Origin of the sequence: Micromonospora sp. NPDC005257 (genome assembly GCF_042872445.1) — a bacterium.
GTDB lineage: Bacteria > Actinomycetota > Actinomycetes > Mycobacteriales > Micromonosporaceae > Micromonospora.
Map to the genome: position 1 here is coordinate 59,810 of NZ_JBIAKL010000005.1, position 19,774 is coordinate 79,583.

General features: G+C 72.3%; 19 protein-coding genes and 1 pseudogene. 16 read left to right on the forward strand and 4 right to left on the reverse strand.

What is annotated here, in order from left to right; all coding sequences use genetic code 11:
* Positions 1 to 59: 59 nt before the first annotated feature.
* Genes ACFYO8_RS12455 through ACFYO8_RS12465 form a run of 3 tightly spaced genes read left to right on the forward strand, consistent with a single transcriptional unit; the run spans position 60 to position 2,543 of the window.
* Positions 60 to 791 carry a phosphocholine cytidylyltransferase family protein gene (locus ACFYO8_RS12455; protein ID WP_355093762.1) on the forward strand — a complete coding sequence of 244 codons (732 nt, stop codon included), beginning with the start codon at positions 60 to 62 and terminating at the stop codon, positions 789 to 791.
* Positions 779 to 1,846, forward strand: a complete 1,068-nt coding sequence (locus ACFYO8_RS12460) for an iron-containing alcohol dehydrogenase family protein (protein WP_354866648.1) — start codon at positions 779 to 781, stop codon at positions 1,844 to 1,846. Before ACFYO8_RS12455 ends, ACFYO8_RS12460 begins: the two co-directional genes overlap by 13 nt.
* A complete protein-coding gene (locus ACFYO8_RS12465; RefSeq protein ID WP_355093756.1) occupies positions 1,821 to 2,543 on the forward strand; it encodes a CDP-alcohol phosphatidyltransferase family protein in 723 nt (240 codons plus the stop codon). The genes ACFYO8_RS12460 and ACFYO8_RS12465 overlap by 26 nt, the downstream gene beginning before the upstream one ends.
* Positions 2,544 to 2,991: 448 nt before the next feature.
* Here the strand turns inward: ACFYO8_RS12465 and ACFYO8_RS12470 are convergent, their stop codons facing one another.
* Positions 2,992 to 4,251 (reverse strand): glycosyltransferase family 4 protein, encoded by a 1,260-nt coding sequence (locus ACFYO8_RS12470; protein WP_387257207.1) that lies wholly within the window; start codon positions 4,249 to 4,251, stop codon positions 2,992 to 2,994.
* Positions 4,252 to 4,275: 24 nt separating this feature from the next.
* Here ACFYO8_RS12470 and ACFYO8_RS12475 point away from each other — a divergent pair, with 24 nt between their 5' ends.
* The 5 genes from ACFYO8_RS12475 to ACFYO8_RS12495 all read left to right on the forward strand — a co-directional run bounded on the left by ACFYO8_RS12475 (position 4,276) and on the right by ACFYO8_RS12495 (position 9,744).
* The gene (locus ACFYO8_RS12475) at positions 4,276 to 5,136 is read left to right on the forward strand and encodes an Fpg/Nei family DNA glycosylase (RefSeq protein ID WP_387257209.1); all 861 of its coding nucleotides are present in this window, start codon (positions 4,276 to 4,278) and stop codon (positions 5,134 to 5,136) included.
* 323 nt (positions 5,137 to 5,459) lie between these two features.
* Positions 5,460 to 6,968 carry a sugar transferase gene (locus tag ACFYO8_RS12480; RefSeq protein ID WP_354866640.1) on the forward strand — a complete coding sequence of 503 codons (1,509 nt, stop codon included), beginning with the start codon at positions 5,460 to 5,462 and terminating at the stop codon, positions 6,966 to 6,968.
* 33 nt (positions 6,969 to 7,001) lie between these two features.
* Positions 7,002 to 8,225 carry a histidine kinase gene (locus ACFYO8_RS12485; RefSeq protein ID WP_354866638.1) on the forward strand — a complete coding sequence of 408 codons (1,224 nt, stop codon included), beginning with the start codon at positions 7,002 to 7,004 and terminating at the stop codon, positions 8,223 to 8,225.
* Complete coding sequence (locus tag ACFYO8_RS12490) at positions 8,222 to 8,989, forward strand: LytTR family DNA-binding domain-containing protein (RefSeq protein ID WP_013289288.1); 768 nt, start codon at positions 8,222 to 8,224, stop codon at positions 8,987 to 8,989. The genes ACFYO8_RS12485 and ACFYO8_RS12490 overlap by 4 nt, the downstream gene beginning before the upstream one ends.
* An 80-nt stretch (positions 8,990 to 9,069) precedes the next feature.
* A complete protein-coding gene (locus ACFYO8_RS12495; RefSeq protein WP_354866636.1) occupies positions 9,070 to 9,744 on the forward strand; it encodes a DUF5701 family protein in 675 nt (224 codons plus the stop codon).
* A 42-nt stretch (positions 9,745 to 9,786) separates the two neighbouring features.
* On the opposite strand, the gene ACFYO8_RS12500 is transcribed toward ACFYO8_RS12495, so the two are convergent.
* Together ACFYO8_RS12500 and ACFYO8_RS12505 are read right to left on the reverse strand one after the other, a co-directional pair.
* Positions 9,787 to 10,896 carry a WD40/YVTN/BNR-like repeat-containing protein gene (locus ACFYO8_RS12500; RefSeq protein ID WP_387257211.1) on the reverse strand — a complete coding sequence of 370 codons (1,110 nt, stop codon included), beginning with the start codon at positions 10,894 to 10,896 and terminating at the stop codon, positions 9,787 to 9,789.
* A gap of 19 nt (positions 10,897 to 10,915) precedes the next feature.
* Positions 10,916 to 11,134 (reverse strand): annotated as a pseudogene (locus ACFYO8_RS12505) (sigma factor); the annotation flags it as partial.
* Positions 11,135 to 11,524: 390 nt separating this feature from the next.
* Here ACFYO8_RS12505 and ACFYO8_RS12510 point away from each other — a divergent pair.
* From ACFYO8_RS12510 to ACFYO8_RS12530, 5 genes are all read left to right on the forward strand, one after another.
* Positions 11,525 to 11,875: a hypothetical protein gene (locus ACFYO8_RS12510; protein ID WP_354866788.1), complete on the forward strand. Its 351-nt coding sequence runs from the start codon at positions 11,525 to 11,527 to the stop codon at positions 11,873 to 11,875.
* Positions 11,875 to 13,515: a cation acetate symporter gene (locus ACFYO8_RS12515; protein WP_387257212.1), complete on the forward strand. Its 1,641-nt coding sequence runs from the start codon at positions 11,875 to 11,877 to the stop codon at positions 13,513 to 13,515. Before ACFYO8_RS12510 ends, ACFYO8_RS12515 begins: the two co-directional genes overlap by 1 nt.
* Positions 13,516 to 13,619: 104 nt before the next feature.
* Positions 13,620 to 14,384, forward strand: coding sequence for an ABC transporter ATP-binding protein (locus ACFYO8_RS12520; RefSeq protein WP_354866630.1), 765 nt, complete (start codon positions 13,620 to 13,622; stop codon positions 14,382 to 14,384).
* Positions 14,369 to 16,063 (forward strand): ABC transporter permease, encoded by a 1,695-nt coding sequence (locus ACFYO8_RS12525; protein WP_354866628.1) that lies wholly within the window; start codon positions 14,369 to 14,371, stop codon positions 16,061 to 16,063. Before ACFYO8_RS12520 ends, ACFYO8_RS12525 begins: the two co-directional genes overlap by 16 nt.
* Positions 16,063 to 16,569, forward strand: a complete 507-nt coding sequence (locus ACFYO8_RS12530; RefSeq protein WP_354866626.1) for an SRPBCC family protein — start codon at positions 16,063 to 16,065, stop codon at positions 16,567 to 16,569. The genes ACFYO8_RS12525 and ACFYO8_RS12530 overlap by 1 nt, the downstream gene beginning before the upstream one ends.
* Positions 16,570 to 16,638: 69 nt before the next feature.
* On the opposite strand, the gene ACFYO8_RS12535 is transcribed toward ACFYO8_RS12530, so the two are convergent.
* Entirely contained in the window at positions 16,639 to 16,896 is a 258-nt protein-coding gene (locus ACFYO8_RS12535) for a hypothetical protein (protein ID WP_354866624.1), read from the reverse strand.
* A gap of 68 nt (positions 16,897 to 16,964) precedes the next feature.
* Here ACFYO8_RS12535 and ACFYO8_RS12540 point away from each other — a divergent pair, with 68 nt between their 5' ends.
* The 3 genes from ACFYO8_RS12540 to ACFYO8_RS12550 all read left to right on the forward strand — a co-directional run bounded on the left by ACFYO8_RS12540 (position 16,965) and on the right by ACFYO8_RS12550 (position 19,736).
* Entirely contained in the window at positions 16,965 to 17,498 is a 534-nt protein-coding gene (locus tag ACFYO8_RS12540; protein WP_354866622.1) for a flavin reductase family protein, read from the forward strand.
* 218 nt (positions 17,499 to 17,716) lie between these two features.
* Positions 17,717 to 18,085, forward strand: coding sequence for a DUF485 domain-containing protein (locus ACFYO8_RS12545; protein ID WP_354866620.1), 369 nt, complete (start codon positions 17,717 to 17,719; stop codon positions 18,083 to 18,085).
* Complete coding sequence (locus ACFYO8_RS12550) at positions 18,063 to 19,736, forward strand: cation acetate symporter (RefSeq protein WP_354866618.1); 1,674 nt, start codon at positions 18,063 to 18,065, stop codon at positions 19,734 to 19,736. The genes ACFYO8_RS12545 and ACFYO8_RS12550 overlap by 23 nt, the downstream gene beginning before the upstream one ends.
* Positions 19,737 to 19,774 lie beyond the last annotated feature (38 nt).

Here is a 19,774-nt window from a genome sequence, read left to right on the forward strand (position 1 = left end):
TCGGTGCCCGGCGATATCCTCGCCGGGTGGAATCGGGTCGAGAAGAGGAGCGTGTCGGCATGATCGGGATGGTGCTCGCCGCCGGTGCGGGGCGCCGGCTGCGGCCGTACACCGACACCCTGCCCAAGGCCCTGGTGCCGGTCGACGGGGAGACCACCATCCTCGACATCGCGCTGCGCAACCTCGCCGAGGTGGGGCTGAACGAGGTCGTGATCGTGGTCGGCTACGCGGCCGACGCGGTGCGGCAGCGCCAGGCCGCCCTGGAGGAGAAGTACGGCGTCACGCTCAACCTGGTGCACAACGACAAGGCCGAGGAGTGGAACAACGCGTACTCGCTCTGGCTGGCGCGGGAGCACTTCTCCCGGGGCGTGCTGCTCGTCAACGGCGACACCGTGCACCCGGTGAGCGTGGAGAAGACGCTGCTGGCCGAGCGCGGTCCGGGCATCCTGCTCGCCGTGGACACGCTCAAGCCGCTGGCCGAGGAGGAGATGAAGACCACCTTCGACGCGGCCGGCCAGCTCACCCGCATCACCAAGCTGATGGACCCGGGCGAGGCGTACGGCGAGTACATCGGCGCGACGCTGATCGAGCCGCAGGTGGCAGTGCCGCTCGCCGACGCGCTGGAGACGACCTGGCGGCGTGACCCGAACCTCTACTACGAGGACGGCTACCAGGAGTTCGCCGAGCGCGGTGGCGAGGTGCGGGCGGCCCCGATCGGCGACGTCTCCTGGGTCGAGGTCGACAACCACGCCGATCTGGCCCGGGCGCGGGAGATCGCGTGCCGCTACTAGCCCGCAGCGTCCTCACCCCGCTGCACATCGACGTGCGGCGGGGCGCGGTGGCCGACCTGGCGGCGATCCTGTCCGACGGCCGGATCTCGGCCGGTGGCGACGTCGCCGTGGTGGTCGGGCCGGGGCAGGGCGAACGGATCGCCGAACTGCTCCGGCCGTCGCTGCGCTCGGCGGACGTGTTCACCGTCGCCGGGGGCACGCTGGACGCCGCCGACGACCTGGGAGCGAAGCTGCGCAGCCGGTCGTACGACGCGGTGGTCGGCATCGGCGGCGGCAAGACGATCGACGTGGCGAAGTACGCGGCGACCCGGCGTGGGCTGCCGATGGTCTCGGTCGCGACGAGCCTCGCCAACGACGGCATCGCCTCCCCCGTGGCCAGCCTGATCACCGAGGGCCTGAAGGGCTCCTACGGCGTCCACATCCCGATCGCGGTGATCGTCGACCTGGACTTCGTGGACGCCGGGCCGGATCGGCACAACCGGGCCGGCATCGGCGACGTGATCAGCAACATCAGCGCGCTCGCGGACTGGGAACTCGCCCGGCGCGTACGCGGCGAGCGGGTCGACGGGCTGGCCGCCTCGCTGTCGCGGGCCGGCGCCGAGGCCGTGCTCAACCACCCCGGCGACATGAGCGACGACGGCTTCGTCACTGTGCTCGCCGACGCGCTGATCTCCAGCGGTCTGGCGATGGCGATCGAGGGCACCAGCCGGCCGTGCAGCGGCGGCTGCCACGAGATCATGCACGCGATCGACGCGCTGTTCCCCGGCACCGCCTCGCACGGCGAGCTGGCCGGGCTCGGCGCGTTGTTCTGCACGTTCCTGCGCGGCGACGAGCGCCGGTTCGCCGAGATGGCTGCCTGCCTGACCCGGCACGGGCTGCCCCGCCTGCCCGCCGAGGTCGAGCTGACCGACGACCAGTTCGTGGAGGCGGTGCAGTTCGCGCCCGCCACCCGGCCGGACCGCTACACCATCCTCGAACACCTCGCGATGTCCGCTACCGAGACGCGGGAGCGGCTGGCAGACTACGCCGGTGCCCTCCGCGACCACATTGGCTGAGCCCCGTCCCACCGTCGCCGACTTCCACCGGGTCAACCGGGGAGGCGGCCTGTTCAGCGAGTCGATCAGCCAGTGGATCGGGGCGGCGTTCGCGCTTGCGGCCCAGCGGTTGGGGCTGCGCCCGACCGCGCTGACGCTGACCAACCTGGTGCTGGGGCTGGCCGCCTCGGTCACCGTGGTGGCGCTCGCCGACGACGTGGCCGCCGGCACCGTCCCGGCCTGGGTGGTCGGGCTGGTCGCCCTGGTCGCCTGGCAGATCGCGTACGCGCTCGACTGCGCCGACGGTCAGCTCGCCCGGGTGACCGGTCAGAACAACGCGGCCGGGGCCCGGGTCGACGTGCTCTGCGACGTGGCCGCCCAGATCGCGCTGGTGGCCGCCCTGTCCGCCACGGCCGTGGCGCAGCGCCCGTCCACGCCGGTCTGGCTGGTGGCGGCCTTCGCCGGCACCTGGATGGTCAACCTGGTGACCTCGGTGATGCAGTCCGGGCCGAACGCGGCGAGCATGGTCACCTCGACCTCGTTCCCGGTACGCCTGGTCAAGCTGGTGCGCGACTACGGCGCCGTGATCTTCGTGGCCGGCCTGGTGCTGGCGTTCGCCCCCGCGCTGGCGCTCTGGCTGATGGTCGCGTTCACGGTCGTCAACGGCGGGTTCCTGCTGGCCAGCATCGCGTTCTCCGCCCGCGCCTCTTTGCGCTGAGGCCTGCCCTGGCTTTGCCGCTTGCGTCGGCCCCTCCGACGCTGCCCTGCGCTGTCGTGCCCTGCGCCGTCCTGTCCTGGCACCGTCCTGCTCGGTGAGACGGCCACCCGGGCGGGACGCGCCGATGACGCCTGCGCAGGCCAGCCCTTCTGCCGCCGCACCAGAGGCCGGTTACTGATAGTGACCTCCCAGGGAGGGGCGGGGTGCCTCTTCGGCGACTTTGCTCTGCAGCCATACGCGCACCAGGAACTCTCAGTTACCGCTGCCTCGATGGCTGCAGAGCGAAGGTGCGAAGGGGCATCTGTCGGCAAAAGCCAGCTTTCAGGTATTCGACCAGCTCAGGCTTATGATGGGTGACCCAGAGCAGGGATCGGCGACAAACCGACCGTCACAGATGGTGACCGACGCAGGGGCGCACCTACCAGTAACGCAAGGTGATCGAATTGCGTCAGGAGTGCCTCTGCAAGCCCGCGTAGACGTCGATCAGGCGCTTGGTGATCACGTCGGGGTGGAAGGTGCGCTCGTAGCGGCTTCGAGCCGCTGGGGCCAGCGCGGGCGCCTCGGCGGCGGCCAGCGGCAGGGCGGCGGCGAGCGCCTCGACCTCGGGCGCGACCACCCAGCCGGCCTCGCCGCGCTGCACCCCGGAGGGCAACGCGACCCGCCCGTCGCCCGGCGCCGAGGTGGCCACCTCGGCCGGGCCGGTGCCGGCGGGCTCCCTCGGCCCGTCCGCGCCCACCAGGTACGGGATGCCGCCGAGCGCGGTCCCGAGCACCGGCCGCCCGGCAGCCAGCGCCTCGATGATCACGGTGGGCAGCACGTCGTGCCAGGTGGAGGTGGCCAGCACCACGGAGCTGTCGGCCAGCGCCGCGCGTACCCCGGAGCGGTCGAGCTGGCCCAGGTAGAGCACGTCGGGCCGTTCGGCGGCGGCCGCCTCGGCGAGCGGACGCAGCTCGCCGTCACCGGCGACGCGCAGCGGGCCGAGCGCGCCCACCGGGTGCCGCCGCCACGCCGAGAGCAGCAGGTCCAGGCCCTTCTCCGGGCTGAGCCGGCCCATGAACAGGAAGCCGTTCCCGGCCGGCGACGGGGTGCCCGGATCGGGCACCGCGTTCGGCTTGACCACGATCCGCTCGTCCGGGATGCCGTAGTCGCGCAGATGATCGGCGACCGCCGTGGTGAGCGCGATGAACCGGTCCACCGACTTCCAGGTGGGGCGGTGCACGGCGAGCGTGGTCGCCATCAGCGCGCTCTGCGCCCGGGAGTTGCGGTAGCAGCGGTGCACGATCGCCGGTACGCCGAGCGTCCGGCCCCGGCAGTCCTGGCAGATCACGCCGTCGCGGAAGTAGAGACCCGAGGAGCAGACCTGCCGGTAGTTGTGCACGGTCTGCACCACCGGCACGCCGCGCTTGTGCGCGGTCCGCACCACCCAGGGCGAGAGCAGGGGGTACGGGTTGTGCAGGTGCAACACGTCCGGCCGGTGCTCGGTGAGCAGGCGGTCGAGGTCGTGCTGGGCCTTCGGGGCCCAGATCGGCGAGATCGGCAGCAGCGCCTTGGCCGGCTTGGACATCGACGGGATCTCGTCGGAGCTGCGCAGGAACGGCAGCACCTCCACACCGGCGGCGGTGAGCTGGGCGATCTCCGCGTCGACGATGGTGTTCTCGCCGGAGGGCTGGGCTTCCCGGTACCGGTTGTGCGCCACCACGATTCTCACGGGAAAGAAGGCTACCGTTGGACGATGCCCGAACTACCGGAGGTGGAAGCGCTCGCCGGTTATCTGCGTGAGCGTGCGGTGGGCCGCCGCGTCGAGCGGTTCGAGGTCACCGCGATCAGTGCGCTGAAGACGTACGACCCGCCGCCGAGCGCGGTCACCGGCCGGACGGTCACCGGCACGGGCCGGCACGGCAAGTTCCTGGACGTCCGGTTCGACGAGGGACTGCACCTGGTGATCCACCTGGCCCGGGCGGGCTGGCTGCACTACCGGGAGGCGTTCCCGTCGGCGACCCCGCTGCGACCCGGCAAGGGCCCGATCGCGGTGCGGGTACGCCTCGACGACGGCTCCGGCTTCGACCTGACCGAGGCGGGCACCCAGAAGAAGCTGGCCGCCTACCTGGTCACCGATCCGGCGCAGGTGCCGGGCGTGTCGAAGCTCGGGCCGGACGCGCTGGAGGCGGACCTGCCGACCTTCGCCGAGCGGCTGCGCAGCCGCCGGGGCCAGGTGAAGGGCGTGCTGACCGACCAGTCGGTGCTGGCCGGCGTCGGGAACGCGTACTCGGACGAGATCCTGCACGCGGCGCGGCTCTCGCCGTTCGCGATCACCGACCGGCTCACCGATGACCAGCTCGCCGGTCTGCACGCGGCGACGCGCACGGTCCTGGCTGACGCGGTGCGCCGGTCGATGGGACAGGGGGCCGCGGAGCTGAAGGGTGAGAAGCGTTCGGGCCTGAAGGTGCACGCCCGCAAGGGACTGCCGTGTCCGGTCTGCGGCGACACCGTGCGGGAGGTCTCGTTCGCCGATTCGAGCATCCAGTACTGCCCCACCTGTCAGACCGGCGGCAAGCCGCTGGCTGACCGAAGGTTGTCCCGCCTCGTACGGTGAGTGATGGCATTCGCCGGTTACCGAGCGGAATCGACCCGCGATCACCCAAGGTCCGGTCCGCCCCTCTACCCGAGCCGTCATCCATCGGTATAGTGGCTCGGTCCCCGGCTTCACAACTGATTCGGAGCCGGCCAGATCTCACCGAGCACCAGCGGAGCGGCTTCCTCGCGGGGCCGGTCCGGGCCGGGCCCGCGTGGGAGACTGGGACGGTGAGCGACCCGGGCCCTCACGCCGAGTGAGGACGCGGGTCATGCGGGAGGACATGGGTTGAGGTGACGACAAGCCTCCAGCGCCCGGTAACCGAAAGAGGCCGGAGCAAGAGCGTGCGGCACGTCGACAGCTTTGAGATCCAGCCGCCGACTCCGCCGTCGCACAACGGCGTGCCCCGGTCGGCGTGGGCCCGCGCCCGGCGCCGGGTGTCCCGGTGGCACCGGCCCTACATCGTGTTCCTGCTGCTGCTCGACTTCGGCGCGGCGGCCCTGGCCAGCTTCCTGGCCGTGCAGATCTTCGAGCAGGCCGACTCCGGCTTCCGCAACTCGCCGCAGGTCTGGTTCTACACCGTGGCGTTCGTGCTGCTGCCGCTCGGCTGGCTGCTCTTCCTCTGGGGCAACCGGGCCTACGACCGGCGCTACCTGGGGCTCGGCCCGGACGAGTTCAAACGGGTGATCCGGGCCGGCGTCGCGGTGGCGGCGGCGGTCTCGTTCATCGCCTTCGCCACGAAGACCTACTCGCTGTCCCGGTGGACGGTCGGCTTCGCGCTGCTCGGCGCCCTGTTGCTGATCCTGCTCGGCCGCATGATCGCCCGGGCCTTCCTGCACGCGCTGCGCCGCCGCGCCGGCCACGCCGGGCACCGGATGGTGCTCATCGGCACGCTTCCGGAGTGCCTGGAGGTCTACACCACTGTCACCCGGAACCCGTCCGTCGGTCTGGTGCCGGTGGCCATCCACCTCACCGACGGATACGCCGCCGCGCGCGGCCTGGAGACCCCGGTGCCGGTGTACGCGGGCCGCGACGTGCTGGCCCTGGTGCGTGAGGTGGGCGGCGACACCATCGCGGTCTGCGGCTCGGCCAGTGCCGAGCCGGGCGAGCTGCGCCGGCTGGCCTGGCAACTGGAGGGCTCCGGCGTCGACCTGGTGGTCGCGCCCCAGCTCACCGACATCGCCGGTCCCCGGGTGCACATCCGCCCGATCGAGGGCCTGCCGCTGCTGCACGTCGAGGAGCCGACCCTGTCCGGGCCGGCGCTGCTGGCCAAGAACCTGATGGACCGGGTCGCCGCCGGGCTGGGCCTGCTGCTGCTGGTCCCGCTCTTCCTCGCCATCGGCCTCGCCATCCGCATCTCCGACCCCGGGCCGGTCTTCTTCCGTCAGCCCCGGGTGGGGCACGAGGGGCGGACGTTCCGGGTCTGGAAGTTCCGGACCATGTACGTCGACGCCGAGGAGCGGCTGGCCGGCCTGGTCGACCGGAACGAGACCGACGGCATGCTGTTCAAGATGAAGCAGGACCCCCGGGTCTTCCCGGTGGGCCGCTTCCTACGGGCCACGTCGCTCGACGAACTGCCCCAGTTGATCAATGTGCTCTGGGGCGAGATGTCGCTGGTCGGCCCGCGCCCGTTGCCCGCCGACGACGGCGACTTCCTCGGCGACGTCCGGCGCCGGCTGCTGGTCCGACCGGGCATGACGGGTCTGTGGCAGGTCTCCGGCCGCTCCGACCTTTCCTGGGACGAGGCGGTCCGGCTCGACCTCTACTACGTCGACAACTGGTCGCTGGCGTACGACCTGAGCATCCTGTGGCGGACCGTCGGCGTGGTGCTGGCCCGCAAGGGCGCGTACTAGCGCTACCGGGCCGACACCCGGCAGGATCGCTGCGTGGGTGGCAACCTCTCCGCCGTCTTGGCCGTCGTCTCGCTGGTCACCGCGTTGGCCGCGGCGCTCTGGGCGGTGCTGCGCCTGCGCGGTCGGCGGGGCATCGCCACCGCCACCCAGCGGGCCACGTACGAGGTGTTGCACACCGCCGGGCTCGCCGCCGAGCCGCTGCGGGCCGGCCTGACCGCAGCGGACGCGGCGAAGGCCGTACGCCATCTGCGGGCCCTGGTGGGTGCGGCCGGGCTGGCGCTCACGGACCGGGACGCGTTGCTCGCGATCGACGGGCAGGGGGCGCACCACGGCGACCAACTGGTCGCGGCGGCCCGGCGGGCGGCCGACAGCGGGCGCTCCACGGTGCTTGGCGACTCCGAGCTGCACTGCGACCTGGTCGACTGCCCGGTACGCGGCGCGGTGGTGGCGCCGCTGCGCGCGGACGGCCGGGTGGTCGGCGCGCTGGTGGCGGTGGCCGACGAGCGGCCGGCGCCGGGTCTGGTGCAGGCGACGCTGGAGACCGCGCACTGGGCCGGTGACCAGCTCGCGCTGGCCGAACTGGAGTCGTCGCGGGAGCGGCTGGCCCGGGCCGAGGTACGCGCGCTGCGCGCCCAGATCAGCCCGCACTTCATCTACAACGCGCTCACCGCGATCGGCTCGTTCGTGCGCACCGACCCGGAGCGGGCCCGGGAGCTGATCCTGGAGTTCGCCGAGTTCACCCGCTACTCGTTCCGGGCGCACGGCGAGTTCACCACGCTCGCCGAGGAGCTGCGCTCGATCGACCGCTACCTGACGATCGAGCGGGCACGCTTCGGCGAGCGGCTCCAGGTGCGTCTCCAGATCGCGCCCGAGGTGCTGCCGGTGACGCTGCCGTTCCTCTGCCTCCAGCCGCTCGTGGAGAACGCCGTCCGGCACGGGTTGTCCCGCAAGCCGGGCACCGGCATGGTGAGCATCGAGGCCCGGGACGCGGGCGCGGAGTGTCACATCACGGTGGAGGACGACGGGGTGGGGATGGATCCGACGACGCTCACCGCAGGCATCGCCGAGGTCTCCGGCGCGGCCGGCGACCCGGCCGACGACCCGGGGCAGCACGTCGGCCTCTCGAACGTCGACGAACGGCTCCGGTCGGTCTTCGGGAACGGTTTCGGCCTGGTCGTGGAGACCGGGCTGGGTTCGGGTACGAAGGTCAGCATGCGCGTACCGAAGTTCCACCCCGGGGTACGGGTGTCGTCATGACCGTCACCGGCACCGGGTTCCTGCGGGTGCTGGCGGTGGACGACGAGCCGCCCGCGCTGGACGAGCTGGCGTACCACCTGCGCGCCGACCCCCGGGTGGCCCGGCTGCACACGGCCGGCGACGCGACCGAGGCGCTACGCGTGCTCCGCGACGACGACGTGGACGTCGTGTTCCTCGACATCCGGATGCCAGGGCTGGACGGCATGGAGCTGGCCCGGGTGCTGCGCCGCTTCGCCCGGCCACCGGCGATCGTTTTCGTCACCGCGTACGACGACGGCGCGGTGGACGCGTTCGATCTGGGCGCCACCGACTACGTGCGCAAGCCGGTCCGCGCCGAGCGGCTGGCCGAGTCGCTGCGCCGGGTGATCGGTTCCCGGGTGGTGCCCTCGCATCCGGCCGCGCTGGCCAGGGCGGAGGAGGATCCGACCATCCCGATCGAGCTGGCCGGCACCACCCGGATGCTGCCCCGCTCGGCGGTGCGGTGGGTGGAGGCACAGGGTGACTATGCGCGGCTGCACACGGCGGAGGGGTCGCACCTGGTCCGGGTCTCGCTGGCCACGCTGGCCGAGCGCTGGGCCGATGCCGGCTTCGTCCGGATCCACCGCTCCTATCTGGTGCAGTTGCGGCTCATCGCCGAGCTGCGGCTGGTCAACTCCGGCTACGTGGTGGTGATCGACGGATCGGAGCTGCCGGTGAGCCGTCGGCACACCCGGGAGTTGAAGGACAAGCTGGTCCGCGCCGCGAAGCAGGACTGGAGCCGCTGAGGGACGGGGTGCCGACGGCATGTCGTCGGCTTGTCGCTGCGGCGCCCTGCCGTACACTGTACGGCAGACCGTACGACAGCATGGGGGACCGCATGTCCGACGCCCGCTTCGACGCCGCCGCCGAATTCGACAGTCAGCTCGACCGCCTCGTACAGCTCGGCTACCCGGCGCTGGCCGGACAGACCGAGGACGAGTTCCGCGCGCTGCTCAGCCCACTGCGCGACGCGGCCGTCACCGGTGCCGCCGGGCTGGCCGCCCCAACCGACGCGCGCGTGCCGTTCCTGCTGGTGACCACGCGGGAACTGGTGCCGGCACCGGAGCGCATCGCGCTCACCACGCTCGCCGGCAAGCGCAAGACCGGCGTCCTCGACCGGAACTTTCCCGCCGACGACCTGCCGGCGTTCCACCCGATCAAGGAGCTGGAGGTGCCGGCCGGTCCCGCGTACCTGCTGTTCGACGTGGACCGGGGCGAGGAGTACCGCAACGTGCCGCCGTCGGCCGCGCTGGAGGACATGACCGCGAAGGACCGGCTGCCGCTCACCATCGACGAGGGACTGGCCTTCGTCACGCTGCACCCCGCCGCGCTGGCGAGCAACAGGTGCTTCTCGCTTGTCGGGTCGCGCTGCGGCGACCGGCGGGTGCCGGCGCTGTGGATCAGCCAGGGGGCGCCGAAGCTCGGCTGGTGCTGGTTCGGCAACCCGCACACCTGGCTCGGCTCGGCGACCGCGAACCCGGTACGGGTAGGCCTGGACTGACCGGTGGTCGGGGCGGGCCGGAACGGTCCCGCCCCGGCACGGTCAGGAGGACGCCAGCGGGATCCGCGACCAGACCCGCGCGTCAGGCGTGAGGACCAGATGGTCCGCCTCCCCGTCCCGCCCGTCGTTCCGGCCGAACAGCCACGCGTAGCCCGGCGCGACACTCACCGAGGCGACCGGCATGCCGCCCGCCCGGGCCACGGCGAGGCTCCGGCCGTCGTCGCGGCTGACCCGCACCTCCGCGACCCGGTCGTCGCCCGCACCGGTCTGGGTGACGGCCAGCAGGGATCCGTCCGATCCCACTGTCAGATCCCAGTGCGCCACCTCCGGCAGCCCGGTGACCGTGGTGGACCAGGTCGTCCCGCCGTCCTGGGTCCGCTCCAGCGTCACCGCGCCATCCGCGTCCGCGGCGATCTGGTAGCCCACCCGCCGGTCCACCCCGGCCAGCGCCAGAACCGTCTTCCCCGGGGCCGGCGTCCAGGTCGTCCAGGTCACTCCCCGGTCGGCGCTACGGGCCCCGACCGTCGTTCCGTTGCTCCCGTACGTGGTCCAGATGCTGCCGTCCGACGCGGGGTAGAGGCCGGAGAACGCCAGTGGTGACGGCGGCTGCCCGCTGAGCCGGTAGACGTCCCCCGTCGACGGGTCCACCGCGAGCGGCTCGGTCACGGCCGGCGACGCCAGTCCGCGCGGGATGGGCCGGGCGGCGGGCGGGAAGGCCCGTACGGCGGTGATCGCCTGCTCGGCGTCCCGCCAGGTGCGGCCGTAGTCGGTGGAGAGCCGACGGACTCCGTCGTCGTGGACCAGATAGGTGCGGTCGCTCAGGACGGCGTAGTCCAGGCTCGTCGCGCTGCGGGCCGGACCGGGCTCGCAGTCGGCGGCCCGGTAACGCGCATCGTCCCAGTCGGTCCAGGTCCGGCCCCCGTCGGCGGTCCGGGCGAAGGGCAACACGCACGTCTCGACCCGTACGTCCACCCCGGAGGTCGGGCCGGTCAACGTGAAGTCGCCGGCCTTGCCCGGCAGGTTCGGCCCGGGTGGATCCGACGATCCGAACTGCGCGGACCGGCTCGCCAGCGGCGGGGCGACCAGGGCCGCCAGCACCACCAGGGCGGTGGCGCCCAGGACACCGGACCGACGTCGGCGGGAGTGGGCCACGGACCGCAGCGACGTTCACCGCGACCCGCCGCAGCCACGCCTCCGGATTCTCGAGCCGGGCGAACCTCCCGGGCGCGACCAGCGCCTTGGTGAACGCCTCCTGGACCGCCTCCTGAGCCTCGCTCAGGTCACCGGTCACCGCGTAAAGCTGGACCACCAGCCGGCGGAAGGACCCCGCGTACAGCTCCGCGATGAGATCACCGTCGGGCACCGTCACCCCCTCTCCCCACCTGTCCACTCACAGGACGGCGGGAAGGTTCCGGGGGCGTTCAGGAGATCTCGTAGTCCTGGCCGTCCTCGGGGAGATCCTGGAGGTCGTCGACCGTCCAGCATGCTGACATCCCGTCCGGTCGTCCACAACGACTCCGCGCCATCCACCGGGTTATCCACAACCGTGAAGCGTTATCCACAGGTTGTGCACAGGGCTCGGAATTGTGCTCTTGACATTCCCGCTGAGCGGGCGAGACTGCCGGGGGTGACCGGAGCCGAGGAACAGCACCCTTCGGGCCGGGCCGCCGAGGCCGCCCCGGTTCCGGGCCCGCGCGCGTCCCGCACGCCCGGCCTCCGCGAGCCGGGCAGCAGGCCGGAAAGCGGGCCGCAGCCGGCCGCCGCGCCGAAGCGGACGCGGATCGTGCTGGCCGAGGTCTCCAGGGTGGGCAGCCCGGCCGATCGCGCCCGCTCGGAGCTGACCCAGCAGACCCCGGTCGGCGAGACGCTCGTACGTGGGCTGATGCGCGCCCAGCTCTCGCTGGCGCTGCGGCTCAGCCTGCTGGTGCTGATCGGGCTCGGCGGCCTGCCCTGGCTGTTCGCCATCGCGCCCACCGTCGGCCGGGTCACCGTGCTCGGCGTCAACCTGCCGTGGCTGCTGCTCGGCGTGGTCTCGTTCCCGTTCCTGATCGTGGTGGGCTGGGCGTACGTGCGGCTGGCCGAACGCAACGAGCAGGACTTCGTCGACCTGATCCGACGGCCGGAACGCTGATGCCGAACGACTACGTGGTACCGGCGATCGTCGCCGTCACACTGGTCACCGTCGGCATCGGCTTCTACGGGCTGCGGCTGGCCCGGACCACCTCGGACTTCCTGGTCGCCTCCCGGTCGGTGAGCCCGACCTGGAACGCGGCCGCGATCGGCGGGGAGTACCTGTCGGCGGCGAGCTTCCTCGGCGTCGCCGGGCTGATCCTCAAGTACGGCGTGGACGTGCTCTGGTACCCGGTCGGCTTCGCCGCCGGATACCTGGCGCTGCTGCTGTTCGTGGCCGCGCCGCTGCGCCGCTCCGGCGCGTTCACGCTGCCCGACTTCTGCGAGGTGCGGCTCGGCTCGCGCCGGCTGCGCACGCTCGCCACCGTCTTCGTGATCTTCATCGGGTGGCTCTACCTGGTGCCGCAGTTGCAGGGCGCCGGGCTGACGCTCGCCACGCTCACCGGCTCGCCGTACCCGCTCGGTGCGCTGCTCGTCGCCGTGGTGGTGACCGCCAACGTGGCGCTGGGCGGCATGCGGGCGATCACGTTCGTGCAGGCGTTCCAGTACTGGCTGAAGCTCACCGCGCTCGCCGTACCCGCGATCTTCCTGGCGTTGCAGTGGCAGGCCGACGCCCGCCCGGCGGTGACCCCGCCCGACGGGCCGACGTTCCGGACCGCGACCACAGTGGTGGTCGAGCACCGCGCGACGCTCACCCTGCCCGACGGCGACATCCGGGAGGTACGCCCCGGCGACCGCATCGAATTCGCCGCCGGCGACCCGGTGCCGGAGGTGACCGGCGCGGCGAACGGCGCCGCCGAATGGCTGCTGCCGGACACCGCGGGCGAGGACGACCGAGGGCTGTTCGCCACGTACTCGCTGATCCTGGCCACGTTCCTCGGCACGATGGGTCTGCCGCACGTGCTGGTCCGCTTCTACACCAACCCCGACGGCGCCGCCGCCCGCCGCACCACGCTCGTGGTGCTGGCGCTCGTCGGCGTCTTCTACCTGCTGCCCACCGTCTACGGCGTGCTGGGCCGCGTCTACACCCCGCAACTGCTGGTGAGCGGCCAGACCGACGCGGTGGTGGTGCTGCTGCCCGAGGCGGCGCTCGGTGACGGCACCACCGGCCGGCTGCTCGCCGCGCTCGTCGCCGCCGGCGCGTTCGCGGCCTTCCTGTCCACCTCGTCCGGCCTGCTCACCAGCGTGGCCGGAGTGATCTCCACGGACGTGCTGGGACGCGGCTCGGTACGCGGTTTCCGGCTCGCCACGGTGATCGCCGGGGCGGTGCCGGCGGTGCTCTCCCTGAACGTCTCCGGGCTCGACGTGTCGCAGGTGGTGGGGCTGGCGTTCGCGGTGGCCGCGTCGAGCTTCTGCCCGCTGCTGGTGCTCGGCATCTGGTGGCGCGGCCTGACCGACCTGGGCGCCGCCGCCGGGGTGCTGGTCGGCGGCGGCGCGGCGATCGGGGCGGTGCTGCTCACCGTGCTCGGCCCGCCGCTGACCGGGTGGCCGGCGACGCTGACCAGCCAGCCGGCCGCGTGGACGGTGCCGCTGGCGTTCACGGTCATGGTGGTCGTCTCGATGGCGAGCCGGCGGCGGCTCCCGCGCGACGTCGGCGCCACCATGCTCCGCCTGCACACCCCGGAGTCGCTGCGGTTGTAGGGCAGGCGGTGCGGAGCGGCGATGCGACTCGTACCTCTCAGAAATGACGCGAGATCACCCTGCCGCCCGAGCAGCGGTTGGCCGGGGCCGGATACGGTCGGACCATGACCGATCAGCACCCGGCGCTCTCCCTTCGCGGTCTGGCCAAGCAGTTCGACACCAAGGTCGCGGTGGCGGGCGTCGACCTCGCCGTGCCGACCGGCTCGTTCTACGGCCTGCTCGGTCCGAACGGCGCGGGCAAGACGACCACGCTCTCCATGGCCGTCGGCCTGCTGCGGCCCGACGCCGGTGAGGCGCGGGTGCTCGGGTACGACGTCTGGGCCGACCCGGTACGCGCCAAGCGCCTGCTCGGTGTGATGCCGGACGGCGTACGCCTCTTCGACCGGCTGAGCGGGGCGGAGCTGCTGGCCTACCATGGTCTGCTGCGCGGCATGGACCCGGCGGTGGTCGATCAGCGGGCCGCGGAGCTGCTCGACGTGCTGGCGCTCTCCGACGCCGGCCGCACGCTCGTGGTCGACTACTCGGCCGGCATGAAGAAGAAGATCGGGCTGGCCTGCGCGCTGCTGCACGGTCCGCGCCTGCTGGTGCTGGACGAGCCGTTCGAGGCGGTCGACCCGGTCTCGGCGGCGCTGATCCGCGACATCCTGCACCGGTACGTCAGCGGTGGCGGCACGGTGATCTTCTCCAGCCACGTGATGGAGGTGGTCGAGCGGCTCTGCTCACACGTGGCGATCCTGGCCGAGGGCCGGATCAAGCGGGTGGGCACGCTCGCCGAGGTGCGCGGCGACCGGTCGCTGGAGGACGTCTTCGTGGAGGTGGTCGGCGGCCGGACCGCGACCGGCGAGGAGCTGTCGTGGCTGTCCCGGTGACCGTGCCCGAACGTCCGGCCCGGCGCGTGTCGCCCCGGCACTTCGTCCGGCTCAAGCTGCGGGTGCTCGCCAACAACTTCCGGGGCCAGAACTGGCGGATCGCGCTGTTCGTCCTCGGCCTGCTGTTCGGGCTCTGGTTCGCCGCCGTCGGGTTCTTCCTGCTCGCCGCGCCGGGGCTGGCCGGCGAGTCCCGGTACGCGCTGATGGTCGCCGCCTTCGGCGGTGGCCTGCTGACGCTCGGCTGGCTACTCCTGCCGCTCGTCTTCTTCGGCGTGGACGAGACGCTCGACCCGGCCCGGTTCGCGCTGCTGCCGCTGTCCCGCCGCACCCTGGTCACCGGCCTGCTCGCCGCCGCGCTGGTCAGCGTGCCGGCCCTGGCGACGGTGATCGCGGCGGCCGGGCTGGTGGTCACCGCCGGTGCGCTGGGTGGATGGTCGGCCGCCCTGGTCGGCGCGCTCGGCGTGGTCGTCGGGCTGTTCGTCTGCCTGGCCGGCGCCCGCGCGCTGACCAGCGCGTTCGCCACCATGCTGCGGTCCCGCCGGGTACGCGACCTGGCCGCCGTGCTGCTGGCGGTGCTGGCCGCGCTGCTCGGGCCGTTGCAGTTGCTGGTGCTCGCGGCGGTACGGCAGACCGACTGGGACCGGCTGGACGGTGTGGCCCGGGTGGTCGGCTGGACGCCGTTCGGCGCGCCGTGGACGGCCGGTGTGGACGTGGCACAGGGCCGGGCCGGCACGGCGGTGGTGAAGCTGCTGATCGCGCTCGCGACGCTCGGCGTACTCCTGTTCTGGTGGTCCCGGTCGCTGGAGTCGGCGATGGTGGGCACGGCGAGCAGCGGCCCGGCGCGGGCACCGCGCGGCGTGGCCGGTGGCGCGGTGGCGCAACTCTTCCCCCGCGCGGTGGGCTGGGCCCGGCGGGGCCGGTTCGGGGCGCTCGTCGCCCGCGAGTGCCGCTACTGGTGGCGGGACGCCCGGCGGCGGGCCAACCTGATCACGATCGCCGTGGTCGGCGTGTTCGTGCCGGTGATGGTGAACCTCGGCGGCTTCTCGTTCAGCACCGACGACGGGGCGGCGTTCGGCGGGACCGCCGCCGACTCGTCGCCGGTGCTGGTCAGCATCTCCATGCTCTTCGTCGGGGTGCTCGCGTCGGTGACACTCGCCAACCAGTTCGGCTTCGACGGCAGCTCCTACGCCGCGAACGTGGTCGCTGGTGTGCCCGGACGGGTGGAGCTGCGGGCCCGGATGGCCGCGTTCTCGCTCTACGTGGTGCCGATGCTCGTCGTGATCGCGGTCGTGCTGGCGGTCGCGCTCGGGCGCCCCGGATGGCTCGGGGTGATGGTCGGGGCCCTGTTCGCGTCCTACGGCTGCGGGCTGGCGATCAACGGGTTCGTGTCGGTGCTCGGCGCCTACTCGCTGCCCGAGTCGAGCAACCCGTTCGCCATGAACAGCGGCGCGAGCTTCACCAAGGGACTGCTCACCCTCGTCTCCATGGTCGTCTCGGCGGTGGCGGCGGTGCCGTTCGTGGTGGCCGCCGCGCTGCTCGGCGACGTGTGGCTCTGGCTGGCGCTGCCGGTCGGCCTGGCGTACGGCGCAGGCGCGGCGCTGCTCGGCGCGTACATGGCGGGGGACACACTCGATCACCGGCAGCCGGAGCTGCTGGCCGCAGTCACCCCGAGGCGCTGATGCCTGTCGTCGAAGCGGTCACCACGGTCCCGGTTCCGCCGGAGCTGGCGTTCGCCGTCTCCCAGACCACCGCCCCGGTGCGGTACCGCTGGGACCCGTTCGTCCGCGAGCAGCACTTCGTCGACGGCGCGACGCGGCCCGGCCGAGGCGTGCGCACGTTCACCCGCTCCCGGCACGGGCTGGTCATGGTCAGTGAGTACGTCTCCTGGTCACCACCGACGAACGTCGGCATGAAGATGGTGCGCGGACCGTGGTTCTTCGAGCGGTTCGGCGGCGGGTGGCGCTTCGCGCCCGGCCCGGAGCCCGGCACCACGATCGCGACGTGGCGGTACAACTTCCGCTGCCGCCCGGCGTTCCTGCGCCCGGTCGCCGAGCGGATCGGGGGATGGTTGCTCGGGCGCGACATCCGCCGCCGGATCGCCGGGTACGCGGCCGGCTGCGCCGACCCGGAGGTGCTGGCCGCCGCCCGTCTGTTGCTCGCCGACGGAACGCCGGACGGCGGCTGACCGGACGGCGGCGGGCCGGTCCGACGTCGACCGGTACGGCGGGTCTCAGCGGTCCCCGGCCGGTAACGCTCAGGCGGTCCGGCGCATCGCCGCGTAGAGAATGCTGCTCTCGCCGACGCTCGTGATGTTGATCAGCTCCCAGCCGTAGTTCGACAGGTGCTCGATCGCCTCCATGAGTGGCTGGAAGCTCTTGCGACCCCAGGAGGTAGCGCAGGCGATCACCAGGTGCCGGTGCGGATAGAGCCGCAGGTCGACCCGGCCCCCGACGATGGCGTCGGCGCTGACGACCCGTTCCTGGGCGAGCTTCTGCGGGGGTATGAGAGACATACCCGACAGCGTAGGGCGCACCGGCGAGCGGCGCGGTCGCCGCAGGACCGGGCGGCCCGGGCGGCACAATGTTTCACGTGAATCCAGAGCCGGGCGCCGAGATCCATTCCACCGATCCGTTCGCGGCACCGGCCGCGCAACGCTCGCCGGCACGGCGGCTGCGCGGCCGGCTGGCTTCTCCGGTGACGCTCTGGACCGCGCCCGGCCCGGCCGGGCTGACCGTCTCCTCCACGCTCGTGGCCGAGGGGGAGCCGGACCGGCTGCTCGGGCTGATCGATCCGGAGTCCGACCTGTGGGCGGCGATCGAGGAGGCCGGGCGGTTCGCGGTGGCCCCGCTGGGCCCGCGGCACCGGCAGCTCGCCGACCGCTTCGCCGGCCTGTTCCCGTCGCCCGGCGGCCTGTTCGCCCTGGACGCCTGGACCGGGACGCCGTACGGCCCGGTGCCCGCGGACGCCGGCGGGTGGGCGGGCTGCCGCCTCACCGCCGCCCGGGAGTACGGCTGGAGCCTGCTGGTCGAGGCCACCATCGAGTCGGTGGACCTGCCCGGGGAGACACCCCCCTTGCTCCACTACCGAGGCCGCTACCACGACCTCCCCCACTGAGCCCCCTGCACGCCCGACGCCCCCCGGGGGTGAGGGCTTTGCGGTTGGGCAGAGCGCGGGGGGCGACCGGTTAGCGGAGTGATGTGGGTCACTGGGCGCAGTGGAGGTGCCGTTCGGCGCAGCCGTTCGCCGCCGGGCGGCGGAGCCTTCCGGGGCCGGGAGCGCGCTCTCTACGGTGCGCGAAACTCCCCACGCCTTGCGAAGGTGGTGATCCACAGATGTCCACGGACACACCCGCGTCCGCACCCGCCGAGTCGGCGGCGGAACGGTACCTCGCCGTCCAGCGGTCGGACGAGTTCGCCGGGTTGCGGCGCACTCTGCGCGGCTTCGTCTTCCCGATGACCGTCGCGTTCTTCCTGTGGTACGCGCTCTACGTCATCCTCTCCGCGTACGCGCGGGGATTCATGGGCACGAAGCTGATCGGCAACATCAACGTCGCCCTGGTCTTCGGCCTGCTCCAGTTCGTCTCCACGTTCGTCATCGCCTGGCTCTACTCGCGGTTCGCCAACCGCCGGATCGATCCGGTCGCCGACCGGATCCGCGACGAGATGGGGGAGGTGACCCATGAACACGGTCCTCGCGGCTGAGGCGGGCAGCACCACCGCCCGGAACCTCACCATCACGCTGTTCCTGGTGTTCGTGGCGATCACGCTGGCGATCACCGTCTGGGCCAGCCGGCAGACCAAGACCGCCACCGACTTCTACGCCGGCGGCCGTTCCTTCTCCGGCTTCCAGAACGGCATGGCGATCGGCGGCGACTACATGTCGGCGGCGTCCTTCCTGGGCATCGCCGGCATCATCGCGCTGTACGGCTACGACGGCTTCCTCTACTCGATCGGCTTCCTGGTCGCCTGGCTGGTGGCGTTGCTGCTGGTCGCCGAGCTGCTGCGGAACTCCGGCCGCTACACGATGGCGGACGTGCTGGCGTTCCGGATGCGGCAGCGGCCGGTCCGGACCGCGGCGGCGGTCTCCACCATCACCGTTTCGATCTTCTACCTGCTGGCCCAGATGGTCGGCGCGGGTGCGCTCGTCGCCCTGCTGCTCGGTATCAAGCCGGGCACCACCTTCCTCGGCATGGACGCCGGCACCGCCAAGGTCGCCACCATCATCATGGTCGGCGCTCTGATGATCATCTACGTGACGGTCGGTGGCATGAAGGGCACCACGTACGTGCAGATCGTCAAGGCGTTCCTGCTGATGGGCGGCGCGCTGCTGATGACGCTGCTGGTGCTCGCCAAGTACAAGTTCAACCTGTCGTCGCTGCTCGGTGACGCGGCGGCCGCGTCGGGCAAGGGAGCGTCCTTCCTCGAACCCGGGCTGCGCTACGGCGTGGAGACACCCGGCGACGCGCTGAAGACGTTCTACAGCAAGATGGACCTGCTCTCGCTGGGCATCGCGCTGGTCCTCGGCACGGCCGGCCTGCCGCACATCCTGATCCGCTTCTACACCGTGCCGACCGCGCGGGCGGCCCGCAAGAGCGTGCTCTGGGCGATCGGCATCATCGGCGCGTTCTACCTGCTGACCCTGGCGCTGGGCTTCGGCGCGGCGGCGATCGTCGGCGGGCAGGCGATCACCGCGCAGGACAAGGCCGGCAACACCGCGGCCCCACAGCTCGCCGAGGCACTGGGGATGGACTTCTTCGGCGGGAACCTGGGCGGGGCGACACTACTGGCGATCATCGCGGCGGTCGCGTTCGCCACGATCCTCGCGGTGGTCGCCGGGCTCACCCTGGCGTCGTCGTCGAGCCTGGCGCACGACTTCTACGCCAACGTGATGAAGAACGGTGAGGCGTCGGAGCGGCAGGAGGTGAACGTCGCCCGGATCTCCGCGCTGGTGATCGGCGCGGTCTCGATCGTCCTGTCGATCTTCGCGCAGAACCTGAACGTGGCGTTCCTGGTGGCGCTGGCGTTCGCGGTGGCCGCCTCGGGCAACCTGCCGGCGATCCTCTACAGCCTGTTCTGGAAGCGGTTCAACACCTCCGGGGCGGTCTGGTCGATCTACGGCGGCCTCCTCGCCGCCGTGGTGCTGGTCTTCTTCTCCCCGGTCGTCTCCGGCGCGGCGACGGCGATGTTCCCCGAGCACGACTGGCAGTGGTTCCCGCTGTCCAACCCGGGCATCATCTCGATCCCGTTCGGCTTCCTGTGCGGCTGGCTCGGCACGATCCTCTCGAAGGAGAACGACGAGGAGAAGTACGCGGAACTGGAGGTGCGCTCGCTCACCGGAGCCGGCGCCCACTGATCACCACGGTGGAGCGGGGCCCCTGCCTTACGCGGGGG